The 24,822-nt window shown below is 34.9% G+C and carries 24 protein-coding genes and 1 riboswitch; of the genes, 15 read left to right on the top strand and 9 right to left on the bottom strand.

Annotated features, from left to right (window positions below; all coding sequences use genetic code 11):
• Positions 1–450, top strand: coding sequence for an NUDIX hydrolase (locus AAG068_RS20190; RefSeq protein ID WP_142286701.1), 450 nt, complete (start codon positions 1–3; stop codon positions 448–450).
• 139 nt (positions 451–589) lie between these two features.
• Positions 590–1,765, top strand: coding sequence for an acetyl-CoA C-acetyltransferase (locus tag AAG068_RS20185; protein ID WP_342715605.1), 1,176 nt, complete (start codon positions 590–592; stop codon positions 1,763–1,765).
• A 31-nt stretch (positions 1,766–1,796) separates the two neighbouring features.
• Here AAG068_RS20185 and AAG068_RS20180 read toward each other — a convergent pair whose 3' ends face one another.
• Complete coding sequence (locus tag AAG068_RS20180) at positions 1,797–2,522, bottom strand: AAA family ATPase (RefSeq protein WP_342715604.1); 726 nt, start codon at positions 2,520–2,522, stop codon at positions 1,797–1,799.
• Positions 2,523–2,737: 215 nt separating this feature from the next.
• Between AAG068_RS20180 and AAG068_RS20175 the strand changes: the two genes are divergently transcribed.
• Together AAG068_RS20175 and AAG068_RS20170 are read left to right on the top strand one after the other, a co-directional pair.
• Positions 2,738–3,466, top strand: a complete 729-nt coding sequence (locus AAG068_RS20175) for a DUF4184 family protein (protein ID WP_342715603.1) — start codon at positions 2,738–2,740, stop codon at positions 3,464–3,466.
• A 36-nt stretch (positions 3,467–3,502) separates the two neighbouring features.
• The gene (locus AAG068_RS20170; RefSeq protein WP_342715602.1) at positions 3,503–4,267 is read left to right on the top strand and encodes a hypothetical protein; all 765 of its coding nucleotides are present in this window, start codon (positions 3,503–3,505) and stop codon (positions 4,265–4,267) included.
• Positions 4,268–4,313: 46 nt separating this feature from the next.
• Here the strand turns inward: AAG068_RS20170 and AAG068_RS20165 are convergent, their stop codons facing one another.
• Positions 4,314–4,745 (bottom strand): DUF3997 domain-containing protein, encoded by a 432-nt coding sequence (locus AAG068_RS20165; RefSeq protein ID WP_000758784.1) that lies wholly within the window; start codon positions 4,743–4,745, stop codon positions 4,314–4,316.
• A gap of 132 nt (positions 4,746–4,877) precedes the next feature.
• Between AAG068_RS20165 and AAG068_RS20160 the strand changes: the two genes are divergently transcribed.
• From AAG068_RS20160 to AAG068_RS20150, 3 genes are all read left to right on the top strand, one after another.
• Positions 4,878–5,333, top strand: a complete 456-nt coding sequence (locus AAG068_RS20160; RefSeq protein WP_342715601.1) for an RDD family protein — start codon at positions 4,878–4,880, stop codon at positions 5,331–5,333.
• A gap of 156 nt (positions 5,334–5,489) precedes the next feature.
• Positions 5,490–5,588 (top strand): flagellar motor protein, encoded by a 99-nt coding sequence (locus AAG068_RS20155; RefSeq protein ID WP_073516315.1) that lies wholly within the window; start codon positions 5,490–5,492, stop codon positions 5,586–5,588.
• Positions 5,589–5,652: 64 nt separating this feature from the next.
• Positions 5,653–6,162 (top strand): SDR family NAD(P)-dependent oxidoreductase, encoded by a 510-nt coding sequence (locus AAG068_RS20150; RefSeq protein ID WP_342719793.1) that lies wholly within the window; start codon positions 5,653–5,655, stop codon positions 6,160–6,162.
• 66 nt (positions 6,163–6,228) lie between these two features.
• Here the strand turns inward: AAG068_RS20150 and AAG068_RS20145 are convergent, their stop codons facing one another.
• Complete coding sequence (locus tag AAG068_RS20145) at positions 6,229–7,329, bottom strand: ABC transporter ATP-binding protein (protein WP_342715599.1); 1,101 nt, start codon at positions 7,327–7,329, stop codon at positions 6,229–6,231.
• Positions 7,330–7,590: 261 nt separating this feature from the next.
• Between AAG068_RS20145 and malL the strand changes: the two genes are divergently transcribed.
• Positions 7,591–9,267: an oligo-1,6-glucosidase gene (gene malL, locus AAG068_RS20140; RefSeq protein WP_342715598.1), complete on the top strand. Its 1,677-nt coding sequence runs from the start codon at positions 7,591–7,593 to the stop codon at positions 9,265–9,267.
• A 39-nt stretch (positions 9,268–9,306) separates the two neighbouring features.
• Here malL and AAG068_RS20135 read toward each other — a convergent pair whose 3' ends face one another.
• A complete protein-coding gene (locus AAG068_RS20135; RefSeq protein ID WP_342715597.1) occupies positions 9,307–11,067 on the bottom strand; it encodes an alpha-glycosidase in 1,761 nt (586 codons plus the stop codon).
• A 324-nt stretch (positions 11,068–11,391) separates the two neighbouring features.
• Between AAG068_RS20135 and AAG068_RS20130 the strand changes: the two genes are divergently transcribed.
• The 4 genes from AAG068_RS20130 (at position 11,392) to malR (ending at position 16,178) form a co-directional block, all read left to right on the top strand.
• A complete protein-coding gene (locus tag AAG068_RS20130) occupies positions 11,392–12,651 on the top strand; it encodes an extracellular solute-binding protein (RefSeq protein ID WP_062821086.1) in 1,260 nt (419 codons plus the stop codon).
• A gap of 76 nt (positions 12,652–12,727) precedes the next feature.
• Positions 12,728–14,029, top strand: coding sequence for a maltosaccharide ABC transporter permease MalC (gene malC, locus AAG068_RS20125; RefSeq protein ID WP_342715596.1), 1,302 nt, complete (start codon positions 12,728–12,730; stop codon positions 14,027–14,029).
• Positions 14,030–14,872 (top strand): maltosaccharide ABC transporter permease MalD, encoded by an 843-nt coding sequence (malD, locus tag AAG068_RS20120; RefSeq protein WP_002122091.1) that lies wholly within the window; start codon positions 14,030–14,032, stop codon positions 14,870–14,872.
• A 283-nt stretch (positions 14,873–15,155) separates the two neighbouring features.
• Positions 15,156–16,178 (top strand): maltose operon transcriptional repressor MalR, encoded by a 1,023-nt coding sequence (malR, locus tag AAG068_RS20115; protein WP_342715595.1) that lies wholly within the window; start codon positions 15,156–15,158, stop codon positions 16,176–16,178.
• Between the two features lie 13 nt (positions 16,179–16,191).
• On the opposite strand, the gene AAG068_RS20110 is transcribed toward malR, so the two are convergent.
• Together AAG068_RS20110 and AAG068_RS20105 are read right to left on the bottom strand one after the other, a co-directional pair.
• On the bottom strand, positions 16,192–17,355 hold the full coding sequence (locus AAG068_RS20110; protein ID WP_342715594.1) for an aminotransferase A: 1,164 nt from the start codon (positions 17,353–17,355) through the stop codon (positions 16,192–16,194).
• A 122-nt stretch (positions 17,356–17,477) separates the two neighbouring features.
• On the bottom strand, positions 17,478–17,678 hold the full coding sequence (locus tag AAG068_RS20105) for a hypothetical protein (protein ID WP_000929281.1): 201 nt from the start codon (positions 17,676–17,678) through the stop codon (positions 17,478–17,480).
• Between the two features lie 308 nt (positions 17,679–17,986).
• Here AAG068_RS20105 and kinB point away from each other — a divergent pair, with 308 nt between their 5' ends.
• A complete protein-coding gene (kinB, locus tag AAG068_RS20100; protein WP_342715593.1) occupies positions 17,987–19,261 on the top strand; it encodes a sporulation sensor histidine kinase KinB in 1,275 nt (424 codons plus the stop codon).
• 47 nt (positions 19,262–19,308) lie between these two features.
• Here the strand turns inward: kinB and AAG068_RS20095 are convergent, their stop codons facing one another.
• Positions 19,309–20,058, bottom strand: coding sequence for a DUF3967 domain-containing protein (locus AAG068_RS20095; RefSeq protein WP_342715592.1), 750 nt, complete (start codon positions 20,056–20,058; stop codon positions 19,309–19,311).
• A gap of 236 nt (positions 20,059–20,294) precedes the next feature.
• On the opposite strand from AAG068_RS20095, the gene nucA reads away from it, so the two are divergent.
• Entirely contained in the window at positions 20,295–20,729 is a 435-nt protein-coding gene (gene nucA, locus AAG068_RS20090; RefSeq protein ID WP_000811502.1) for a DNA-entry nuclease, read from the top strand.
• Between the two features lie 35 nt (positions 20,730–20,764).
• Positions 20,765–21,154 (top strand): competence protein ComJ, encoded by a 390-nt coding sequence (gene comJ, locus AAG068_RS20085; RefSeq protein WP_074606329.1) that lies wholly within the window; start codon positions 20,765–20,767, stop codon positions 21,152–21,154.
• 37 nt (positions 21,155–21,191) lie between these two features.
• On the opposite strand, the gene metE is transcribed toward comJ, so the two are convergent.
• Together metE and AAG068_RS20075 are read right to left on the bottom strand one after the other, a co-directional pair.
• Positions 21,192–23,480, bottom strand: coding sequence for a 5-methyltetrahydropteroyltriglutamate--homocysteine S-methyltransferase (gene metE, locus AAG068_RS20080; protein WP_342715591.1), 2,289 nt, complete (start codon positions 23,478–23,480; stop codon positions 21,192–21,194).
• Between the two features lie 128 nt (positions 23,481–23,608).
• Positions 23,609–23,796, bottom strand: a riboswitch (cobalamin riboswitch).
• Positions 23,797–24,147: 351 nt separating this feature from the next.
• The gene (locus tag AAG068_RS20075) at positions 24,148–24,705 is read right to left on the bottom strand and encodes a PadR family transcriptional regulator (protein ID WP_342715590.1); all 558 of its coding nucleotides are present in this window, start codon (positions 24,703–24,705) and stop codon (positions 24,148–24,150) included.
• Positions 24,706–24,822: the final 117 nt, after the last annotated feature.

Here is a 24,822-nt window from a genome sequence, read left to right as displayed (position 1 = left end):
TTGGGGTATATTGAGGAGTTACGCAAAGTCGTTGGGACAAGGCCACTTATTCTCGTTGGGTCAGCAATAATTATATTAAATGATAATCAAGAAGTATTGCTTCAATATCGTTCAGATACATATGATTGGGGTGTACCTGGCGGCGCGATGGAACTAGGAGAAACGACAGAAGAAACTGCTCGTAGAGAATTATTCGAAGAGACGGGGCTACAAGCAAAAATTATGCAATTTCTTGGTGTCCTTTCAGGAAAAGAAGTATATTTCCGTTATCCTAATGGGGATGAAATTTTTAATGTCATTCATCTGTATCAGGGGCATCATGTAAGTGGAGAATTAAGGCTTGATCATGAGGGATTGAAGCTTCAATATTTTCCGGTAGACAAGTTACCAAAATTAAATGAAACGACAGAGAAAATTTTACAAAAATTTTTATATGCATTGACAGAATAGAAGGTTAATTCCTTCTATTTTTATTATATTAAATATTTTGATTTTTTAGTATGTTTATAGTATGATAGTTGTAGATATACATCTTATGGAATTTCACCTAAAAACTGACTAGGGTACATAAGAGAGGGGCAAGTGCAAAATGCATAATGTTGTTATTACAGCTGCAGTTCGTTCGCCAATTGGAACTTTTGGGGGAGCGCTAAAAAATGTAACGCCAGTAGAATTAGCTGTTCCTGTACTTCAGGAAGCTGTAAAACGAGGCGGGGTAGAACCACACGAAGTTGATGAAGTGATTTTAGGTCATTGTATTCAAAGAACTGATGAAGCAAATACGGCAAGAACAGCTGCATTAGCGGCAGGATTTCCTGACACAGTTACAGGGTATACAATCCAACGCCAATGTTCTTCAGGTATGCAAGCAATTATGTCAGCTGCAATGCAAATACAATTAGGTGTAAGTGATGTTGTTATTGCAGGTGGAGTAGAAGCAATGAGTTCAAGCCCTTATGCATTGAAACAACACCGCTGGGGACAACGTCTACAGCACGGAGAAATTCGTGATACGGTGTGGGAAGTGTTAGAAGATCCGATTCATCATATTATGATGGGGGAAACAGCGGAAAATTTAGTTGAACAATATGAAATTACAAGAGAGGAACAAGATGAAGTTGCTCTTCGCAGTCATACATTGGCACTGAAGGCAATCGAGTCTGGAAACTTTGACGATCAAATTGTTCCTATTACAATAAAAGAACGTAGAAAAGAAGTAGTATTTTCAAAGGATGAACATCCACGTGCTGATATTACAGCAGAAAAATTAGCAGGATTAAAACCAGCTTTCCGTAAAGACGGCTCAGTAACTGCAGGTAATGCATCTGGCCTGAATGACGGAAGCGCGGTTCTAGTATTAATGAGCGAAGAAAAAGCGAAAGAAAAAGGCTTACAACCGTTAGCTAGAATTGTTGGATATTCAGTAGCTGGAGTAGATCCGAAAATTATGGGTATTGGACCAGCGCCAGCAATTCGTAAAGGATTAGAAAAAGTAGATTGGTCATTAGAAGATGCAGATTTACTGGAAATTAATGAAGCTTTCGCTGCGCAATACTTAGCTGTAGAGAAAGAACTGGGTTTAGATCGTGAAAAAGTGAATGTAAACGGTAGTGGTGTAGGACTTGGACATCCAATCGGTTGTACAGGAGCTCGTATTACTGTAAGTTTAATTCATGAATTGAAGAGACGCGGGTTAGAAAAAGGAATTGCTTCTCTATGCGTCGGCGGCGGTATTGGGGTAGCATTATTTATAGAAGCACTATAAAAAGAAGCAGCAATCGCTGCTTCTTTTTTTTTTAAGAATTGAATAAATGATGAAATAATCGATCACGATTTTCAAAGAAAAGTTTCGTCGTTTGGTAATGCTCGGTGTTTTCTAAGGCGGATTCGTGAATCCCTTCTTGTGTTAAAGAGTATATAGTGGATTCAGGGTAAGCCATTAAAATAGGAGAATGCGTCGCAATAACAAATTGTGAACCTTGTTCCGCTAGTTCGTGCATTCGAATAAGCATGGAAAGTTGCCTCATTGGTGATAGAGCGGCCTCAGGCTCATCTAAAATGTATAAACCTTGTCCTGAAAAACGATTCATAAATAATGAAAAGAATGATTCACCATGGGATTGTTCGTGAAGTGAAACACCGCCATAAGATTTTATAGCATCTATTTCATCAATATAAGAAGCAACGTTATAAAATGATTCAGCACGAAGAAAGAAACCGTCGTTTGGTGTATTGAAACTTTTGGAAATTCGAAGGTATTCATGTAAAGATGAATGTGAATCGTTTGTACTAAAGCGGAAGTTTTTCGTTCCACCTTCTGCATTAAATCCTAAAGCAAGTGCAATTGCTTCGAGTAATGTTGATTTACCCGTTCCATTTTCTCCAATAATGAATGTTACATTTGGGTGGAAAGCTAGTGATTGTAATGTTCTGATAGCGGGTAGACAGTAAGGATATGCGGAAAAACTAGGGATACTTTCTTTTTTTAATGTGATATTTTTTAAAAAGGGTACGTCAATCAATATATAAACCTCAATTCATAACGGATTTTGATTCTAAAAAAGCAGCAAATACAATTGTTAATGACACATGAATTCCTTCTTATTTTCTGAATATTTTATGTGGATTATATCATTTAAACTATCATATTCCAATGTGAAAATAAATATTGCATGTAGATTATTCATGTCGTTATGATAGTATGTAATCTATTGTAATTATAAAAAGGAGTCAAAACATGCCATTTACATTTGCACATCCAGCAGCAGTCCTTCCTTTTGTGAAAAAGCAGTCCAAATATATTTCAGTAACGGCTCTTATATTAGGGAGTATGGCGCCTGATTTTGAATATTTTTTACACTTTAGACCGTATGGTGTTATTGGGCATACATGGCTTGGGTTCTTGTATTTAAATTTACCACTTGTATTTCTGCTCGCATATATGTATCATTACATTTTAAAAAAGCCGTTTATAACACATTTACCTAAACCGTTTGCTGGCTACTATACATATGCAGTAGATAAGAGGTGGGGGCTTCATACATGGAAGGATTCTTTTGTATTTTGCTACTCTGCTTTATTTGGTATGCTCACGCATGTCGTTTGGGATGCGTTTACTCATAATACGGGCTACTTCGTTATGAAAATACCATTTTTACAAAGAGAATTACATAGTATTCCAGTGTATAAATATATGCAACACGGGAGTACATGTATTGGTTTATTATTACTATTGTACGTACTATGGAAGTATAAAGATGAAACAGGGAAAGATATTATGATAGCTTCAGAAAAAAGGAAGTATTGGATTTCGGCAATCATTGTGGCAGCTCTTATATTTGTCGTTCACGCGTTCGCAGATCCCTATTTTCATATTTTCCAAATAGGGGGTATAATAGTATCTGGACTGACAAGTTCGTTTTGTAGACTGCTCATTGTTTCTGTAGTTTACAAAGCAAAGGACTAATTAATATTAATGAATGATAGTGTTAGGAGAAATTATATGATGAAAGCATGGAAAAGTATTTTTGTTTTATGTAGTTTTCTTCTTATGTTAAGTGGTTGCTTCCATCAAGAAGAAAAGAAAGTTGAACCGAAGAAGAAAGAATCTATTCCTGAAACAAAAGAATACGGCGGGCGTGAGCTGAAAAAAGTAGGACAAAAAGTGAAAGAAACAGGTTGGGGTACTTTTAAGTTAGAGCAGATTCATACGGTGAATCAAACATTTGAAGTAGCACCAATGAAAATTCACGTACAAGGTGTGAAAGTAATCTCTTTATCACAGATGAGTAAAGATGCAAAAGATACATTAAAAGTATATACGGCATTAACTCCTGAAGAAGTAAAGCGTAGATTAGGAGATAAAGTAAGTCAAGAAGATGCAGAGTTATATGCATCGCTAAGTGGAACAGAGATTAGTGATACGATTCGTTACGTTGAAATTACATATAAGGTGGAGAATAGCGGGAATAAAAATATCCAATTTTTCTCTATGAATGATGTTGCGATTAATGATAAGCAACATTTTAAAGTAGCAACTCAAAACTTTTTATATGATGAAGATACGCTCGTTGGTACAAAGAATGTATCTAGAGAAGACTATAAGCCAGGTGAAACAAGAGATGGTATTATCGGGTTAATACTTGATGATGGAAAAGAAAAGGTAAAGGATATTAAGTTTACAACAGATAATGTAGTCGCAGCAGATGCAGAAATGCAAGATGTTGTAACAGAGCCACAAACTTTTAACATCTCACTTTCTGAGTAATTTGTTTTTAAATATATGTAAGAAAAAACAGTCAGCACTGAAAATATTATGCTGACTGTTTTTTCTGTTCTTTTATGTATGAGTCTACACTTTGAAAAGGCACCTTAATTTTAAACGCATCTTTTTGTTCATTAAATTGCTTTTCATTATAGGGACCAAAGCGTTTATTATGCTTTACGTCAATAATCCAATAATGCTCACTTTTTTTATTTGCAATTGCTGCGTCAGGATTATTCGGATCTGACTTTTCCTCAGTTTGTTTTGCAATAATGTATTTATCATCCCAGGCTATGTCTGTAATTTTTGCAGGAATGTATTGTGTGGCATATACAGCATCTTGCGTGGGGAAAAGTTCAAATGCATTTCCAGAAGTACGTATGAGTTCGTATTCATCGTTAATCGTATATGTTATATGATTTGTATTTCCAGCACAACCGGCTAATAGGAATGCGACGAATAGGATTATCCATTTTTTCAATATGGGAACCTCCTTTACAATGCTGTTGTAACACATTGTACAAGAAAAGTAAGAGAAACGCTAGTTTACAATGGTTTTTAGAAGTGGTACGATGAGACGGGTAAAGAAGGATATGAAGGAGTCGACATAAAAATGAAGGTAAAGATGCATCGTCCAGCGCTTGTAATGAATCGCATAGGTGCTTCCCTAATTGACATGTTTTTAATTTCGGTTATGTATGGTGCAGTAGTAGCTGTTATGACTGGAAATTATAGTGCTATTTTTAATCGCTTTAATATTAGTTTTGGCGATTATAGATATGATCTTGCAGTAGTTTTTATATTAATGGCAATATATTTTATTTTGGTACCCTTTATTTGGAACGGTGTAACACTTGGTAAAAAGGTAACAAGAATAAAATTAATTTCATTGAAGAGTGAAAAGTTAACAATACAAACATTAACGATACGGTTTTTTGTATTGTTATTACCAAACATAGTACTACTTGGAATTCCGATATTATGTAACGTATATATGATGTTATTCCGCAAAGATAATTGTGGTTTTCAGGATTTAATTACAAAAACGAAAGTGATAAGTCTTGTATAATGGAAAAAGACCTTTTTATATAAAAGGTCTTTTTTGTTATACAAATACATTTTAAAGGATAGATAATAATATCATTTTTAGTTTTAATAGATTGAAAATTAAGAAAGTGTTATAATAATTAAAATAATATCTTTATATAATAAGGGGGAAATTGAAATGACTGGAGGTAGCGTAATCTTTTGGGGAATTTTAATTTTCATCGGTTTAGCTTTCGATCAGCGTAATAGTAAGAAAAAAGAAGGGGTAAAAAAGTAACCGCTTACAAATGGATAAGCAACTTTTCTTGCTTGCAGACTAATCTCATAAAGCAGTATACTGAATAACGGTAAGACTTATAGAAGGGGTAATGAAAATGAAGCTTGCAGGAAAAGTTGCTATCGTAACTGGCGGTGGCATCGGTATTGGACGTAATACAGCTCTTTTGTTGGCTAAACAAGGCGCAAAAGTAATTGTGACGGACATTGATCAAGAAAGTGGACAAGCAACAGTGGAGGAAATTACGAATCTAGGCGGAGAAGCACTTTTTGTATCCTATGACATGGAAAAGCAAGGAGATTGGCAACGCGTAATCAGCATTACTTTGAATGCATTCAGTCGCATCGATATGCTTTTTCAAAATGCTGGTTTATATAAAATAGATTCTATTTTTTCACGCCAACAAGAGAACGATTCCAATGTACTTTGTATTAATGACGTATGGATAGAGATAAAACAATTAACGTCATCTTTTATGAAACAGCAAGAAGAAGTGGTGCTGAGTGACTTACCGATTCTTGGTATTATTGGCACGAAAGGACAATCATTTCATACAGTAGAAGCCCTCGTATAATAATGAAAACCGCCCTCAATATATGTGGACGGTTTTTTTGTATGTTATATTGTTGAAAATTATTTTTTAACGAATACGTTGTTCGGTTTGGCTATCAAAGAAATGTGCTTTATTCATATCAAATGCTAGTTTAATTTGGTCACCAGGTGAAAATGTATGTCTTGCATCAACACGTGCTGCAAAATCTTGATCTCCCAGTTTCATATATAAAATAGATTCAGCACCTAACAATTCAGCAACTTCGATTTTTGTTGTAAAGGCAGTAGATTGTGAAGCTTCTAAAAATAATAGTTCATCATGAATGTCTTCAGGACGAATACCTAAAACAATGTCTTTATTTACATAGCCTTGTTCACGTAACATCTTCATTTTGCCTTCAGTTACTTTAATTTTTATTGCATTGTCTATAACGAAATCGGTTTCAGTTAATTTACCACGGAAGAAATTCATCGCTGGAGAGCCGATAAATCCACCAACAAAAATGTTTTCAGGTGTTTCATATACTTCTTTTGGAGTTCCAATTTGTTGAATCTTTCCGTCCTTCATAACAACAAGACGAGAAGCCATTGTCATTGCTTCAGTTTGATCATGTGTTACATAGATTGTTGTCGTTCCAAGGCGATGGTGTAACTTAGAAATTTCTGAGCGCATCGCAACACGTAATTTAGCGTCTAAGTTAGATAAAGGCTCATCCATTAAGAATACTTTCGCGTCTCGAACGATTGCTCTCCCTAAAGCAACACGTTGACGTTGCCCACCGGATAAAGCTTTCGGTTTTCTATCTAAATATTGTTCCAGTCCTAAAATTTTTGCTGCATCTTTCACACGACGATCGATTTCATCTTTTGGTATTTTTCTAAGTTTTAATCCAAATGCCATATTATCATACACACTCATATGTGGATATAGAGCATAGTTTTGGAAGACCATTGCGATATCGCGATCTTTTGGAGGGACATCATTCATTAGCTTACCATCAATTGAAAACTCTCCTTTTGAAATATCTTCAAGTCCAGCAACCATTCGTAATGTTGTAGATTTTCCGCATCCAGAAGGACCGACAAATACGATGAACTCTTTATCTTGAATGTGTAAATTGAAGTCTGTTACAGCTGTTACGTTATTATCATATATTTTATAAATGTTTTCTAATTTCAGTTCTGCCATGGTATTTCCCCCTAGAAATAATTATGCAAACGTTTTCTTTGAGTTCATTATAAACTAATAGATTCAAAAAATAAACAAAAAAATAAAGCGTTTTCATACGTGAGAGGAATATTAGTAATTTTCGTATGTTTTCCTAGAAAAATAAGAATAAAAGTTGTAAGCGCTATTTTAAATTAAGAGAGAATCTGTTATCATTCATTAATGAAAACGCTTGCGCCTTAAAAAGAGAAAATCGAATTATGAATGAAATGGGGTAGCATAATGGAAAAACAGTGGTGGAAAGAAAGTGTAGTATATCAAATTTATCCTCGTAGCTTTATGGATAGTAACGGTGATGGTATTGGGGATCTTCGCGGTATTATTTCAAAGTTAGATTACTTAAAAGAATTAGGGATTGATGTAATTTGGTTATCACCAGTCTATGAATCTCCAAATGACGATAATGGTTATGATATAAGTGATTATTGTAAAATTATGAATGAGTTCGGAACAATGGAAGATTGGGATGAGCTATTACATGAAATGCATGAACGTAATATGAAACTTATGATGGACTTAGTTGTGAATCATACTTCTGATGAACATAATTGGTTTATTGAATCACGTAAATCAAAAGATAATAAATATAGAGATTATTATCTATGGCGTCCTGGAAAAGAAGGAAAAGAGCCGAATAACTGGGGAGCAGCTTTTAGTGGATCAGCATGGCAGTATGATGAAATGACAGATGAATATTATTTACATCTGTTTTCTAAAAAACAGCCAGATTTAAATTGGGATAATGAAAAGGTAAGACAAGATGTTTATGAAATGATGAAGTTTTGGTTAGAAAAAGGAATTGATGGCTTCCGTATGGATGTGATTAATTTTATCTCTAAAGAAGAGGGATTACCGACGGTTGAAACAGAAGAAGAGGGATATGTTTCAGGTCATAAGTATTTTATGAACGGCCCAAACATTCATAAATATTTACATGAAATGAATGAAGAAGTATTGTCTTATTATGATATTATGACGGTTGGTGAAATGCCTGGTGTAACAACGGAAGAAGCAAAATTGTATACTGGGGAAGAACGTAAAGAACTGCAGATGGTATTCCAATTTGAACATATGGATTTAGATTCAGGAGAAGGCGGAAAATGGGATGTAAAACCATGTTCACTCCTTACTTTAAAAGATAATTTAACGAAATGGCAAAAAGCATTAGAGCATACGGGATGGAATAGTCTGTATTGGAATAACCATGATCAACCTCGCGTTGTATCTCGTTTTGGTAATGATGAAATGTATCGCATTGAATCTGCAAAAATGTTAGCGACGGTGCTTCATATGATGAAAGGAACACCGTATATTTATCAAGGAGAAGAAATCGGAATGACGAACGTTCGATTTGAATCGATTGATGAATATCGAGATATTGAAACATTAAATATGTATAAGGAAAAAGTTATAGAGCGCGGTGAAGATATAGAGAAAGTGATGCAATCTATTTATATAAAAGGACGAGATAATGCTAGAACACCGATGCAGTGGGACGATCAGAATCATGCTGGATTCACAACAGGTGAGCCTTGGATTACGGTAAACCCTAATTACAAAGAAATTAATGTGAAACAAGCAATCCAAAATAAAGATTCAATTTTCTATTACTATAAAAAATTAATTGAGTTACGTAAAAATAATGAGATTATTGTGTATGGATCATATGATTTAATATTGGAGAATAATCCATCTATTTTTGCATACGTAAGAACATATGGAGAAGAAAAACTTGTTGTTATTGCAAACTTTACTGCGGAAGAATGTGTGTTTGAATTACCTGAGGACATTAGTTATAGTGAGGCAGAGTTATTCATACACAATTACGACGTAGTGAGTGGATCGATAGAAAACATGACATTACGTCCGTATGAAGCGATGGTATTCAAATTGAAATAAGAAAAAGCCTTATACCACTTCGGTATAAGGCTTTTTTGGTTACCATTTTAATATGGAGAATCCGTATGGAGGAAGTGTAACTTGTAATACACTTGCTTCCGCTGAAAATTCTTCGTTTGTATAAATGTTAATGATTTTCTTTCCAGTAACATGGAGAGGGAGTGAAGCTGTAATGTCACTGTTAGTCGGATTTAAAACGAAAAAGATCGTTTCATCTTCATACGTTTTCGTATAAGAAATATAATTATGTTCATCATTTGCTTCAATGAATTGGAAAGTACCATGTCCTCCAAATGCTTTATATTGCTTTCGTAATGAAATTAATGTTTGTACATGTGTAAATAATGTATGATCTTGTTCTTTCGTATCCCAAACCATACATTTGCGACAATCTGGATCCATACCGCCGTCCATACCAATTTCGTCTCCGTAATAAATGCAAGGAGAGCCGATGAAAGAAAGGTGGAATACATAAAGTAACTTTAACTTATTTTTATCTCCGTTACATGTTGTCAATATTCTTGGTGTATCATGGCTATCTAATAAATGAAACGCTGCTTCATTTACATTCATAGAGTAGGAATGTAGAGATTCTGTGATTTGTTTCTTAAATTCATTTGCTTTAATGGAATCGTTAGCAAAGTAAGACAGTAGAGCATTTGTAACGGGATAGCTCATTACAGCATCAAATTGATCTCCTTGTAGCCATGGAAGTGCATCATGCCAAATTTCACCTAAAATATATACTTCAGAATTTAATGCTTTTATCTCACTTCGGAATTCTCTCCAAAAGCTATGGTCGACTTCATTTGCTACATCAAGGCGCCAACCGTCTATGTTGAATTCTCTTACCCAATAACGCCCTACTTCAAGTAAGTATTCTTTTACATCTGGGTGTGCTGTATTTAATTTAGGCATATACGGTGTAAACGCGAAAGTATCATAATTTGGAAGTGGATCAGTTTTAATTGGGAACTCATGAATATGGAACCACTCTTTATATGCTGATTGCTCACCCTTTTCTAGTACGTCTTGAAATTTATCGAAAAAGTATCCGCTATGATTAAATACGGCATCGAGCATTACTTTTATACCGTGTGTATGACATGCCTGAACGAGTTCTTTGAAAGTCTCTTTTGTGCCAAATTGAGGATCGATTTCCATGTAGTCAATTGTGTCATACTTATGGTTTGAATGTGCTTTGAAAATAGGTGTGAAATATATTCCCGAAATTCCAAGCTTAACAAGATAATCAAGGTTTTGAATAATACCAGCAAAATCTCCCCCGAAGAAATTAGTTGGAGTAGGCTCAGCGCTGCCCCAAGGAAGGGTGTTTTCTGGATTTAGTGCACAATCTCCATTAGCGAACCGTTCTGGGAAAATTTGATACCAGACAGTATCTTTAATCCAGGAAGGCGCTTTGAATACATCATGTGCATGAATAAATGGGAAACAGAAAAAGTTACCAACGTCATCATTTGGAACGCTAGAAAAAAATCCTCGCTCTGTATAAATAAGCGTTTCTGTCTCCGTGTTTAATTCGAATCCATAACGTAAGCGCTTAAATTTTGGTTCAATGGAAATGGACCAGAAATCAAACAATGCAGTAGAACCAGTTTTTTTCATCGGTGTACTTGATGTAATCCATTTCCCGTCTTTCCAATCATAAGGATCACCATAAATAAGAGTGGCGCTTTGAACATCGTCTCTTTTCGTACGTATTCGGATGTGAATTGTTTTTTCATCGTAAGCGTATGCGTAATTATCTTTTGGCCTATGATAAATGGCTTCTTTAAGCATATAGAAAATCCCCCCTTTAATATCTCCATGCATATTGTTCCCTTAAGTATAATAACAAAGCATATGTTGCAAACGATTGCTTTTTGCATAGATTTAATATTGCTTATAAGAGTAGTATTCATTTCATATAAAGTCAATGTATAAAGAGTGTAGTAATAATATTTTAAAATTAATATTTGCAAAATGAATAAAAGAATGTATAATGATAGACAAATAGCGCAAACGTTTTCATAGATTGAGATATTGTTTGCGCTTCTATTAAACCATTAAATGCAAACGTTTTCAATTAGTAAGGTACATATACAATTCAGGGAGGTTTTTGGGATGAAGAAAGCATTATCATTATTAACGGTTTCAGCATTATCAATTGGTATGTTATCTGCATGTGGACCGAAAGATTCAGGGAAAAAAGAGGAAAGTAAAGCGAAAAAAGACTATGATCTTCTTGTTTGGGAAGATGAGAAAAAGGGTGTTGGTCTAGAGCAAGCTGTGAAAAGTTTTGAAAAGAAATATAATGTGAAAGTAAAAGTTGAAGAGGTTCAGATGACGAAACAAATAGAAAAACTTCGTCTCGATGGTCCAGCTGGCACAGGGCCAGATGTTGTAACATTACCACATGATCATATTGGTAATGCGGTAACAGAAGGACTACTTTCAGAAGTGAAAGTAGATGATACAGTAAAAAGTAAATTTACAGATTTATCAATAGAAGCACAAACATATAACGGAAAAATATACGGTTTACCAAAAGCGATTGAAACACCAATCTTTATTTATAATAAAAAATTGATGCAAAAAGCACCTGAAACGATGGATGAACTGTTTAACTTCTCAAAAGACTTTACGAAAGATGGAAAATACGGATTTTTAGCACTAGGAGATAATTTCTACTTCGCTAATGCATTTATGGCAGGTATGGGCGGTTATGTATTTGGTGAAAAAGATGGAAAGCCAAATGCAAATGATATTGGATTAAATAATAGCGGTGCAGTACAAGGTGCTGAATACATTCAAAAATGGTACAAAGAAAAGTTATTCCCGAAAGGTATTATCGGTGAATCTGGTGGTTCAGCTGCAGATGGATTATTTAATGAAGGAAAAGCAGCATCTATTATGAATGGTCCATGGGCATTCCAAGCGATGGAAAAGGCTGGAATAGATTATGGTGTTGCTCCAATGCCGAAATTACCAAATGGTCAACCAATGAAAACGTTTGTTGGAGTTAAAGGATGGCATGTAACAAGTTTCTCTAAACAAAATGATTTAGCTACAAAATTCACTGAGTGGGTAACGAATGAAGAAAACGCAAAAATTCGATTTGAGAAAACAAAAGAAATTCCTCCAGTAAAATCAGTAATGGAAGATCCAATTATTAAAGATAACGAAGCTGCAAAAGCAGTTGCAACGCAATCTGAAAATGGAATTCCAATGCCAAACATTCCAGAAATGCAAGAAGTTTGGAAACCAGCTGGAGATGCGCTTCAATTAGTTGTATCAGATAAAGAAGCACCAAAATCCGCACTTGATAGTGCAGTGAAACAAATTAAAGGTAATATTGAGGCAAATCATAGTAAGAAAAAATAAGGTGAAATTCGTGCCTCTCATATGAGGGGCACGAATTCTCTCCCTTCCATGTGGGAAGAAAAAAGGGGGAAGGAACATGCAAACATCTATGGAACCTGCAAAGGGGTTAAACCATTCAAAGCATAGGAAAATGGCAACCATGTTATCAATCATTCCAGGCGTGGGCCAAATGTATAATAAGCAATTTGTAAAAGGTCTTATTTTTCTTGTATTAACAGGTTCATTTATTGTAGCCTTTGCTGATTTATTAAATATGGGATTATGGGGAATTGTAACGCTTGGTACAGAAGTTCCACGTGATCATTCTGTCTTTCTATTAGTAGAAGGAATCTTGGCACTCATTGTCATCGTATTTGGGCTCGGAATATATGCATTTAATTTATATGATGCATACCAAAACGGGAAGAAACGTGATATAGGAACACCATTAAACTCTGTAAAAGAGCAATACCGTAATTTACTAGATCAAGGTTTTCCATATTTAATGGTTTCACCAGGTTTTCTATTACTTATCTTTGTAGTTGTATTTCCAATCATCTTCGTAATTTTAATTGGATTTACGAACTATGATTTATATCATTCTCCTCCAGCTAAATTAGTAGATTGGGTAGGATTTAAAAACTTTATTGATATCTTTACATTACCGATGTGGAGAGAGACATTTTTAAGTGTATTTTCTTGGACTGTCATTTGGACATTTGTTGCAACGACATTACAAGTTGCGCTTGGTATTTTTTTAGCGATTATCGTAAATCAGCCTGGTATTAAAGGGAAGGCAATTATTCGAACAATCTTTATTTTACCGTGGGCTGTTCCAGCATTCGTATCTATTCTTGTATTTGCTGGTATGTTTAATGAAACATTTGGAGCAATTAATAACCAAGTATTAGCTTTATTCGGGATTGAAAAGATTGCTTGGATGACAGACCCGTTTTGGTCAAAGATTGCTTTAATTATGATTCAAACGTGGCTTGGTTTCCCGTTCGTCTTTGCAATGACAACAGGTATACTGCAATCGATTCCAGGAGAATTATATGAAGCGGCTACAGTAGATGGAGCAACTGCTTGGCAACAGTTCCGCAAAATTACATTGCCACTTGTGTTATACGCAACAGCGCCAATATTAATTACGCAATATACGTTTAACTTTAATAATTTTAGTATTATTTATCTATTTAATAACGGGGGACCTGCTGTGTCTGGACAAAATGCAGGTGGAACGGATATTTTAATTTCATGGATCTATAAGTTAACGATGACTTCGGCTCAGTACGGCAAAGCAGCAGCTCTTACAATGATTTTATCGTTAATCGTTATTACAGTTGCGTTATGGCAATTTAAGAGAACAAAATCATTCCAAGAAGAGGATATGATGTAAATGAATATTAAACGACAAAAGATGCTACGTCTTTCATTAAGTTATTTAGTTATCTTCATAATGTGTGCAATTATTTTCTATCCATTACTATGGATAATTGGCTCATCGTTTAATCCAGGGGATAGTTTATCTGGGTCAAGTATTATTCCGAAAAATGCCACATTAGATCATTATCGCAAGCTACTTGATCTCGATTCAAGTAATTACTTACTTTGGTATAAAAATACTTTGAAAGTTAGCGTAATGACGATGATTTTCTCTGTACTAGCCATTAGTTTTACTGCTTATGCATTTTCGAGATATCGTTTTGTTGGAAGAAAGAATGGTTTATTAACATTTTTAATTCTGCAAATGATCCCAAACTTTGCAGCGTTAATCGCACTATATATATTAGCTCAGTTAACAGGATTACTTGATACACATCTTGCATTAATTTTAATTTATGTAGGCGGAGCCATTCCGATGAATACATGGCTAATGAAAGGGTATTTTGATACGATTCCGAAAGAATTGGATGAGTCAGCTCGTATGGATGGAGCAGGACATTTCCGTATTTTTTGGCAAATCATTATGCCACTTGCAAAGCCGATCGTAGCAGTTGTAGCGTTATTCACTTTCATCGGTCCATTTACAGATTTCATTTTAGCAAGTATTATTTTGCGCACACCGGAAAATTATACGTTAGCAGTTGGGTTATATGAAATGGTAGCGAAGAAATTTGGTAATGAATTTACAACGTTTGCAGCGGGTTCGGTATTGATTGCAATCCCAATTTCAATTTTATTCCTATCACTACAAAAATACTTTATCTCTGGTTTAACTGCTGGAGGTACGAAAGGATGAAAAATGGGACATTACGTCCCATTTTTCTTTTCATCTCCCTATAAAAAATTTTATAGGGAGATGAAAAGGGATTTGACATCACCTATGAAAAGAAGTGAAATAAATAGTATATTATAGTATAGGAAAAAAGAGCTATATCCCTTACAATACATGGAGAGGGAGAATATGATAGGTTTTGCAAGATAGAATCAATAAAAGTTTATGACTTCTCCTATTACTTGCAACGGGTGCAAGATTAAAAATATATATAAAATGGCAGAGAAGTGAAAGGAGGGGGATTTTTATGACAGTTACAATTAAAGATGTGGCGAAGAAGGCGAATGTAGCACCATCTACCGTTTCTCGTGTAATTGCTGATAATCCAAGTATAAGTGAAAAAACAAAGCGTCGTGTGCGGAAAGTAATGAGTGAACTAGGGTATCATCCCAATTTAAACGCAAGAAACCTAGCTAATCAAACAACAAAAACACTTGGTCTTGTTATGCCAAGTTCTGCAAGTAAAGCTTTTCAAAATCCGTTTTTCCCAGAAGTTATAAGAGGGATTAGTTCATTTGCACATGTGGAAGGGTATGCGCTTTATATGTCGACAGGTGAAACGGAAGATGAAATTTTTAATGGTGTTGTAAAGATGGTGCAGGGACGCCAAATTGGTGGCATTATTCTTTTATACTCAAGAGAGAACGACCGGATTATTCAATACTTGCATGAACAAAATTTCCCGTTTGTTTTAATTGGGAAACCATATGATCGAAAAGATGAAATTACATATGTAGATAATGACAATTATACAGCTGCAAGAGAAGTAGCAGAATATTTGATTTCATTAGGCCATAAACAAATCGCGTTCATCGGCGGTGGATCAGATTTACTTGTAACGCGGGATCGTTTGGCTGGTATGAGTGATGCTTTAAAATTAGCAGACATTGTATTACCAAAAGAGTATATTTTACATTTTGATTTTTCAAGAGAAAGTGGTCAACAAGCCGTGGAGGAATTAATGGGGCTGAAGCAACCACCAACAGCAATTATGGCAACGGATGACCTGATTGGACTTGGTGTGCTAAGTGCACTTTCTAAAAAAGGATTTGTTGTACCGAAGGATGTTTCAATTGTAAGCTTTAATAATGCTTTATTATCAGAAATTTCGAGTCCGCCACTTTCAACAGTTGATGTGAATATATATCAGCTAGGATATGAAGCTGCAAAAGCTTTAGTTGATAAAGTAGAGAATGCAGAGTCTACTGCAAAGTGTATCATTATTCCGCATAAATTACTGAAGCGTCAAACTTGTGATCATTATGCATAAAAAAGCTAAGAGTTTAACTCTTAGCTTTTTGTTGTAGAAAGGCTTCTAAACGGTCACAGCCTTCTTTTAAAGTTTCGATACTATACGCATAGGATAAGCGGAGGTAGCCTTCACCATATTCAGAGAATGCTGTTCCAGGAACGACGGCAAGTCCAGCTTCTTTGACAAGATCAAGTGCAAAGTCAAAGGATGAAGTTGTTAAATGGCCAACATATGGGAATAAGTAAAATGCACCTGTTGGCTTTTCGACTGTTAAGCCCATTTGAATGAGTCTATTATATACGTAATCGCGGCGTTTTTTGTATTGATGACGCATCATTTTTGGTGCATCTTTAGCAGCTGTTAATGCTTCAATTGCAGCGTACTGAGCGATTGAAGTAGCGCATGTTACGTTGTATTGATGGACTTTTAATATATGTCCTGCTAAATAGCTTGTTGCGAATAATAGACCGATACGCCAGCCAGTCATAGAATGAGATTTTGATAAACCGTTAATGACGATAGTCTTTTCACGCATTTCTGGGAAATGAGCGATAGATGTATGTTTTTGTTCATATACAAGTTCGCTATAAATTTCATCAGAAAGGACGAAAATGTTTTTATCTTTTAAAACATCTACAATATCTTGTAGTTCTTCTTTTGATAAAGTTACACCAGTTGGATTAGAAGGGTACGGCAGTACAACGCATCTTGTTTTTTCTGTAATGGCATTTTCTAGTACTTCAGCTGTTAAACGGAAGCCAGTTTCACGTACATCGATAAAAATTGGTGTTGCGCCGCATAATCGAATAATTGGCTCGTATCCTGGATAAATAGGGGCAGGTAAAATGACTTCTGTTCCTGGCTCTAAAATCGTTCGAAATGCAACATCAATTGCTTCACTGGCACCGATTGTAACGATGGTTTCTTTTTCAGGTGAATAATGTAAATCGTAGTTATCTTTTACAAAGTTACAAGCTGCCTTGCGTAATTCTAGTAAACCAGCGTTATGTGTATAGCTTGTATAATTTTCTGTAATAGCCCGTTTTGCCGCTTCTTTTACGAGAGAAGGTGTAGGAAAATCAGGTTGTCCAATTGTTAAAGAGATAAGATTATCATAGTTTTGAATCATGTTAGAGAATTGACGGATTCCAGAAATTTGGATGTCCTTCACTCTAGGGTTAATGAATTGTTCCATTGTATCTCCCTTTCTTCCGTTTGAAAATTAAGTTCATTTTAACATATTTTCTATGATTTCGCTTGCGTATAAGTTATGTAGAAAGGGAGAGATAATAGAAAAAAAGCCGCTGTCAGCGACTTTTAATATCCGTACTCCCAATCTATTTCATCTTCATTCCAAAGTACAGAGGATACTTTGCCAAGGTGAACAACTGATTCATTCACAGCACATGTGCAATTTTCATCTCCTGTTTTATGCTGCAACTCTTCATATACTGATTTTTCAACATTCTCTAGAACGACCAAATTTTCTTCTTTTAAAACAAGCGTAGTACCCGCCATATTTATCTTCCTCCTACTAAAATAATGATCACTATTTGTAAACATAGATAGTATGGATTATATGCTGTATTTTGCTATAGTTGTCCGTCTCATGAAGTATTTTTTATTTTCTTTGTAATCCGTATTCATTGTATACTGCCAGGTAGAAATTTGGTACAGGGTTTACATTCATTTCGAAAATCTGTAACAATTATTATGCGTTGTTAACAAAGAATTAACAAATATGTTAAGAAAAATCAAAATCTTACAACAAATGTGTCTGTAAAATGATATAATCATATCAAAATACATATAGGGGATGAGAGGCTATGGAGCTTATCCGTGATTTAATGATCCAAATTGCCATCATAATTTTGCCACTATTTTTATATGAAGCGATTCGTTTAAATCGTTATCAAGAAATGCCTCCGAAGCCGAACCGCTACTTTATTATGTTTTTATCTAGCATTACACTCGTTCTCTCCATGACATACTCTATTTGTTTTGGTGATGTTTGTGGGTATAACTTTCACCCAATCCCGATTGTTAGTGGTTTTCTATATGGTGGGATTGTTGGTTTACTCCCGGCCGTTATTTTTGTTGCATATGAATGGACGCTAAAAGGAATAAACCTTCTTCCAGTCATAGAAGTAATATTTCTATTGATAGTTCCATTATTTTTATCAAAGAAATGGTCGTTATTTTCAAGGGATAAGAAGCTAATTTTGGCATTTATGATTTCATCATTGTACGTACTTGTTTCTTTAGTGATCGGCATGATTAACGTTCTGTTAGAAACGGGGTTCACACCGTATGTTTCCCACGTATATAGCGGATATATATTTGCTTCGCTTATTATGGTCATGACAATGGTATTTCAGGTGTACTTAACAGAATATTTAAATGAAAATGCAATACTGCGTACGGAGATGCAAAAGTCAGAAAAGCTTAATATTGTAAGTGAGTTAGCAGCAAGTGTTGCACATGAGGTTCGAAACCCGCTCACCGTTGTTCGTGGTTTTATTCAATTGCTAGAAAGTACAGAAGATGTGAAGAATAAGGATTATATGCGTCTCGTATTAGCTGAATTGGACCGGGCAGAACAAATTATTTCAGATTATTTGAATTTAGCAAGGCCACAAATTGAGAAGAAAGAACATATTTGCCTATCAGCTCAATTAATAGAAATGACAACTCTTATGTCATCATTTGCAGCGATGCAAGGTGTATATTTGCAAGTTGAGATTTCAGAAAGTCTTTATACGATCGGTGATAAGACAAAATTGAAGCAAGCTATTATGAATGTTGTTAAAAATGGTATTGAAGCAATACAAGGAAATAAAGGATATTTAAAAGTAACGGCTATGCAAAAAGATGAAACGATTGTAATAAGAGTTAAAGATAGTGGCGTTGGAATGACGAAAGAACAATTAGCAAGGCTAGGACAACCGTATTATTCTTTAAAAGAAAAAGGGACAGGATTAGGGCTTATGGTAACATTTAGTATTTTACAAGCGCATAATGGTACACTGGAATATAAAAGCGAAAGTGGAAAAGGGACTGAAGCGATTATTATATTGCCAGCTGTAAGAAATAAGGAATAAAAGTTACCGATGAAAGGTAACTTTTTATTTTATATAGGAAAAATATATTATTCATTTGTTTTTTCTTGTTTTGTTCGGCTAAATAAACTTCTAAATGATTGGAAAAAGCTTTGTTCTTTTGAAGCTGCGACTAATCTTTTTGTTTCTTGAATTTCGCGAATTACTTGCATAAGTTGTGCATCACGATTGCTGTCTTTATTATAAATTTGATTTACGAGTTTATTCATTTTTTCTTCTTGCTTAGATTCTCGTTTATACATATGATTCATTAATAAGTCCATCTTTTCTTTTTGAAGGGCATCTGTTTGAGCGGCATGATCTACTAACTCTTGTAGCATTTTTTCTTGAGAGCCTTCTTTTACATAAACTTGTTGCATCAATTCATCTAGCTTTTCATCTTTTAAACGATTTTGGGTAATAAGGGTAGAGTTTTGATGAATAATTGCTTCATTTAATTGAGCGAGCATTTCAAGTTTTAACATGAACTCCTCAAAGTTACGCCCATCTTCTTTTTCTTTCGGTTGTATTTCTTGCTTCTCTTGTATAACTGGTACAGGTGGGGCCTCTTTTTCTTTTAAAATAATTGGTATCGTTTCTGAAATATCTTCTTGCAATGTAGCAGCTCTTTCATGTATAGATTTCAATAGTTTTAAATCATCTAGTTTATAAATACGAGCATCAGCTGTTTTGGAAATCATATAACCGTGTTCCTCTAACAGTTGACTATATTTGCGAACTATATGTTTTGGGATGCCTGTTTTATTCGTGACATCTTTCGTTTTATAGGTAGCTTCCATAATATTTCCTCCCCAAAAAGTATCGTATATATCATTTCAATCTTTTATGAGGACTTCCTTTGAAAAAGAATGTCGGAAGGTTATTAGTTTTCTACAGCATTAGTGAAAAGATGAAGAAAAATGAGAGTTTTTGGCGGAATGGCGAAGAAGAGCTAAAATAATGTCTGAAAACATATACAGGAGAAGTTTGTTATAATAACTGAGGAAAAGAAACTGGTAGAATCATGGAGGTATACATGAAGCAATTAAAAGGTATTATCATTTCAATTATTGCAATTCTTTCTATTGTAGTAGCGGTGTATGAAGTACTTGTTCCAGAGGAAACAAGTATCAAAAAAACAAATGCGTATGATCAAGTTCTAGAATTTCCGAAAGAGCGATATCCAGAGACAGGAAAACATATTACGGATGCGATAAAAGAAGGGCATTCAGAAGTTTGTACAATCGACCGTGGTGGCGCTGCGGATAGAAGAAAATTATCGTTAGCTCCATATCCATCAAAAAAAGGATATGATCGTGATGAATGGCCAATGGCGATGTGTAAAGAAGGCGGAAAAGGAGCACATATTGAATATATAAGTCCAGCAGATAACCGCGGAGCAGGCTCTTGGGTAGGAAATAAGTTAGATAAATACCCAGATGGTACGCGTGTGAAGTTTGATGTGAAGTAGTAGTTGCATATTTCATAATGAAGGAGAAGGGAACTATGGAGTTAACAATTTCGTATTCGCAATTAATGTTGATGAACTATGACGGGGATCAGCCTTACGTTGACTGGACGAATGAAGATTTTGAAAGAGGTTATGCGAAGGCGGATGGAACTGTTATTTTTGAAGCACTTTCTGATTATACTTGTGAAGTAAAAGTGACCTGCGGGAAACATATTGAGAAAGAAGAAGTGATTAGAACCGTTACAGTTCCGTTTACAGTTGAAAATGAATGTATCGTTGTAACAAGTATTCTTTCAAATAAATTTCAAATCCCTATTCCAAATGGTGAGTATACGGTTGTATTACAAGCAACGCCTCTTGAAGAACCAACGGATGATGAATTATATAAAATACAATATGAATTCTTTTTTGAAAGTAAAGAATAAAAAATGGGTTATCCTCAACAAGGATAACCCATTTTTGTTATGCGTTTGTTTTTAGAAGGGAACGAGCATCTTTCGCTGCTTGCACCATGTGTTCTAAAGCCGGAATAACTTCTTCTGTTCTTCTCGTTTTTAACCCACAATCAGGATTAATCCAGAAATATTTAGGATCGCATACTTGTAGAGATTGTTCTACGATCTTATACATTTCATCTTTACTCGGTACACGTGGGCTATGAATATCATATACACCTAGACCGATGCCTTTTTCATATGTTGTATGTTTTAATGTATCAATAAATTCACCGTGACTTCTTGATGTTTCGATAGAAATCACATCTGCATCTAATGCGCGAATCGCATCAACAATATCTTCGAAGTTACTGTAACACATATGAGTATGAATTTGTGTTTCATTTGCTACAGAAGAAGTTGCTAAAAGGAAGGATTGTACTGCCCATGTAATATAAGCGTCCCAATCTTTTTCTTTTAACGGCATTCCTTCACGAAGTGCTGGCTCATCGACTTGGATCACTCGAATCCCCGAAGATTCAAGTAGTTCAATTTCGTGACGAAGAGCTAATGCAATTTGATACGAAACTTCTTTTCTTGGAATATCATTTCGAACGAAGGACCAATTTAAAATCGTAACAGGTCCAGTTAACATTCCTTTTACTACTTTTTCTGTTAAGCTTTGTGCATAAACAGTTTCCTTAATAGTCATTCCGTTAATAAAGGCTACATCACCATAAATAACAGGCGGTTTTACGCAGCGTGAACCGTATGATTGTACCCAACCGTTTTTAGTGAATGAGAAACCAGCAAGGCGCTCACCGAAATATTCGACCATGTCAGTTCTTTCAAATTCACCATGTACAAGGACATCAAGACCAATTTCTTCTTGGTAACGAATCCATTTTTCTGTCTCTTTTTCAATAAATTGTTCATATTGTTCATTTGAAATAACACCGTTACGCCATTCTTTTCGCGTTTGACGAACTTCAGTTGTTTGCGGGAAGCTACCGATAGTTGTTGTTGGTAACAATGGTAACTCCAGGGCAACTTGTTGCAATTCGTATCGTTTTTCAAATGGAAGAGGACGTGAGAAATCTTCTTCTTTTAGTGCTGTTCGTGCTGCTTTAACATCTTCTCGGTTACGTGCAGCAGATGACCGAATTGTATGATGTACATTTCGGTATGTTTCTAGCTCCTTACTAATGCTTTCTGTACCTTGAGTCAGAGCGGAACGAATAAGAACTAACTCTTCTAATTTTTGATTTGCAAATGCTAACGCGTCAAATAGCTCAGTCGATAAGTGAGTTTCTTCTGTTTTATCGATTGGTGTATGCAATAAGCTACAAGAAGGCTGAACGATGAAATCTTTCGTTTGGACTTGTTTTTGTAACGTTGTAAATAACGTAAGAACTTCATCAAGGTCAGCTCTCCAAATGTTACGGCCATCTATACAACCGACAGCTAAAGTTTTATCAGCTGGGAATCCATATTTTGAAATAGCATGTAGGTTACCTTCTTTACCATGAACGAAATCTAATCCAATACCAGATACAGGGAATGTAATGATTTCTTCATAGTTTTCTTCTACACTATCAAAATATGTTTGTAAATGAAGAGTCGCATTTGGAACTTCTTTACGAATAGCTTCATAAATTTCTTTTGCTTGTTGAATTTCTTCTTTCGTTAAAGAAGCGAAAATCGGTTCATCAACTTGAATGACTTGTGCACCAGCTGCATGTAGTTCTGAAAGCAGTTGTACGTATGGTGCAACTAATTGCTTTAAAATAGTCGCGAATTGTTCTTGTGTATAACCTTTAGCTAATTTCAAGAAAGTATATGGTCCTAAAATAACAGGCTTTCCATCTACTCCTAATTCTTGTTTTGCCTCTTCATATAAGCGAAGTGGACGATTATCTTTTAAAGAGATTTGTAATCCCTCTTCATATTCAGGAACGATATAGTGATAGTTTGTGTTAAACCATTTTGTCATTTCGGAAGCTACGTGATCTTTAGAGCCACGGGCCATTGCGAAATATACATCAAGGTAAGATGTAAACTCAGAAAAACGTGATGGGATAAATCCTAGCATATAAGCAGTATCCAAAACGTGATCATAATATGTAAAGTCGCCAATTGGAATGAGTTCAATCCCTTTTTCTTGCTGTACTTTGACGTGTTGAAGGCGAATCTCTTTCATCTTTGTTAAAAATTGTTCTTCATCAATTTTATTAGACCAAAAAGCTTCCAATGTTTTTTTCCACTCTCGTTGTAGTCCAATGCGTGGATAACCTAAATTACTTGTTTGAATTGCCATTTTAAATTCCTCCCTAATTGAAAGTAAGCATTTCCGTTTACTAGGAAATACCTATAACAAAAAGCACAAAGGCATAGAAAATAAGCCTTCCTTTTTGTTTTAACACCTCATCATCATCCGTGAATCTATCAGTGTTGTTAAAACAGGCAGGTCTCCTGACTTATGCTTCATATAATTTCTTTTACCTTCCCGTTTTCACAGTGGCATAGAAAAGAAATCTCAGCATTTACAGTGGCGGGACCGTGTTGGAGTTTCACCAATCTTCCCTTTTAAACACGAAAAGAAATTTTCGTGTACCTATTTTCCTTTTGAAAGGAAGTTAACAAGCGATATGATATTGAAACAAATTCTAACACAATTTTTGGAATTTTGTCTACTGTTTTAAAATAAGAAAATTCCAAAGTTTTTCGTTTTTATTATTCCGATTATTCTGGTTTTTATAGAACGAAGAAAAGTAAGGGTAATTGAAAGGAAGTGCGATTAAACCTACAAAGAAATATATACTTGTACAAAGATAAGATGCTAGTTATGCAATTTAATAATAAATTCAATTTATATCGAAAATAAAACAAGCATAGCCCCGTCCTAAATTAGAACGGGGCTATGCTTGTTTTAAAATTTAACATGAAATAACTTGATTGTTTTTTACAACCTCTTCTTTATAATTTTAACCTTCATCTATATCAATTTCTGAAAGGCGTCCTGCAACTGCATCTGTAAGGAGGGTGTTTAACCATTGTAATTCAACTGTAATATGTTCAATAACGCTTTGTAAAATATATAGTTGTGCACGTGGAATTTGTCCTTTGCTACAATCATAAATAGTTTGCATTTTATGTAAATATTGAATGGTATCATTTTTCTTTTTTTCTAAAATGGGAACTAACTCTTGTTCATCACCAAACTGAGCGAAAGAGAGTGCTGAATAAATGGGTTTGTATATTTGATTTTTTGCCTCGAATTGTTTTAATAGTAACGTGTGAAATAACCGTTTACCTTCTTCTGTTATATGAAAGATTGTTTTATCTGGTCTATTCGTATCTCGAACAATTGCGGTAATACTAATTGCACCTTGCTTTTCTAATTGCTCGAAGGCGTAGTAAAGGGAACCTTTTGCATATTTAATATAACAATCCATTTGTCTTTCTTTCATAATGTGTTGCACTTCATATGGATGTTTATCCCCTTCGAGTAGCAAGCCGAGAATGACTAATTTCATGCTCATTCTATCTCAACTCCTGTATATAGAAACTTTATCCCAATTGGTGAGGGATCATAATCAGTGAGAATGGTCCCTTACTGATCAAAGTTTTACTTTATATATTATAAACGGCATATCCTT

Source organism: Bacillus paramycoides, from assembly GCF_038971285.1.
Lineage (GTDB): Bacteria > Bacillota > Bacilli > Bacillales > Bacillaceae_G > Bacillus_A.
The sequence above is the reverse complement of the archived record's forward strand: the minus strand, read 5'-3'. Positions and strand labels throughout refer to the sequence as shown.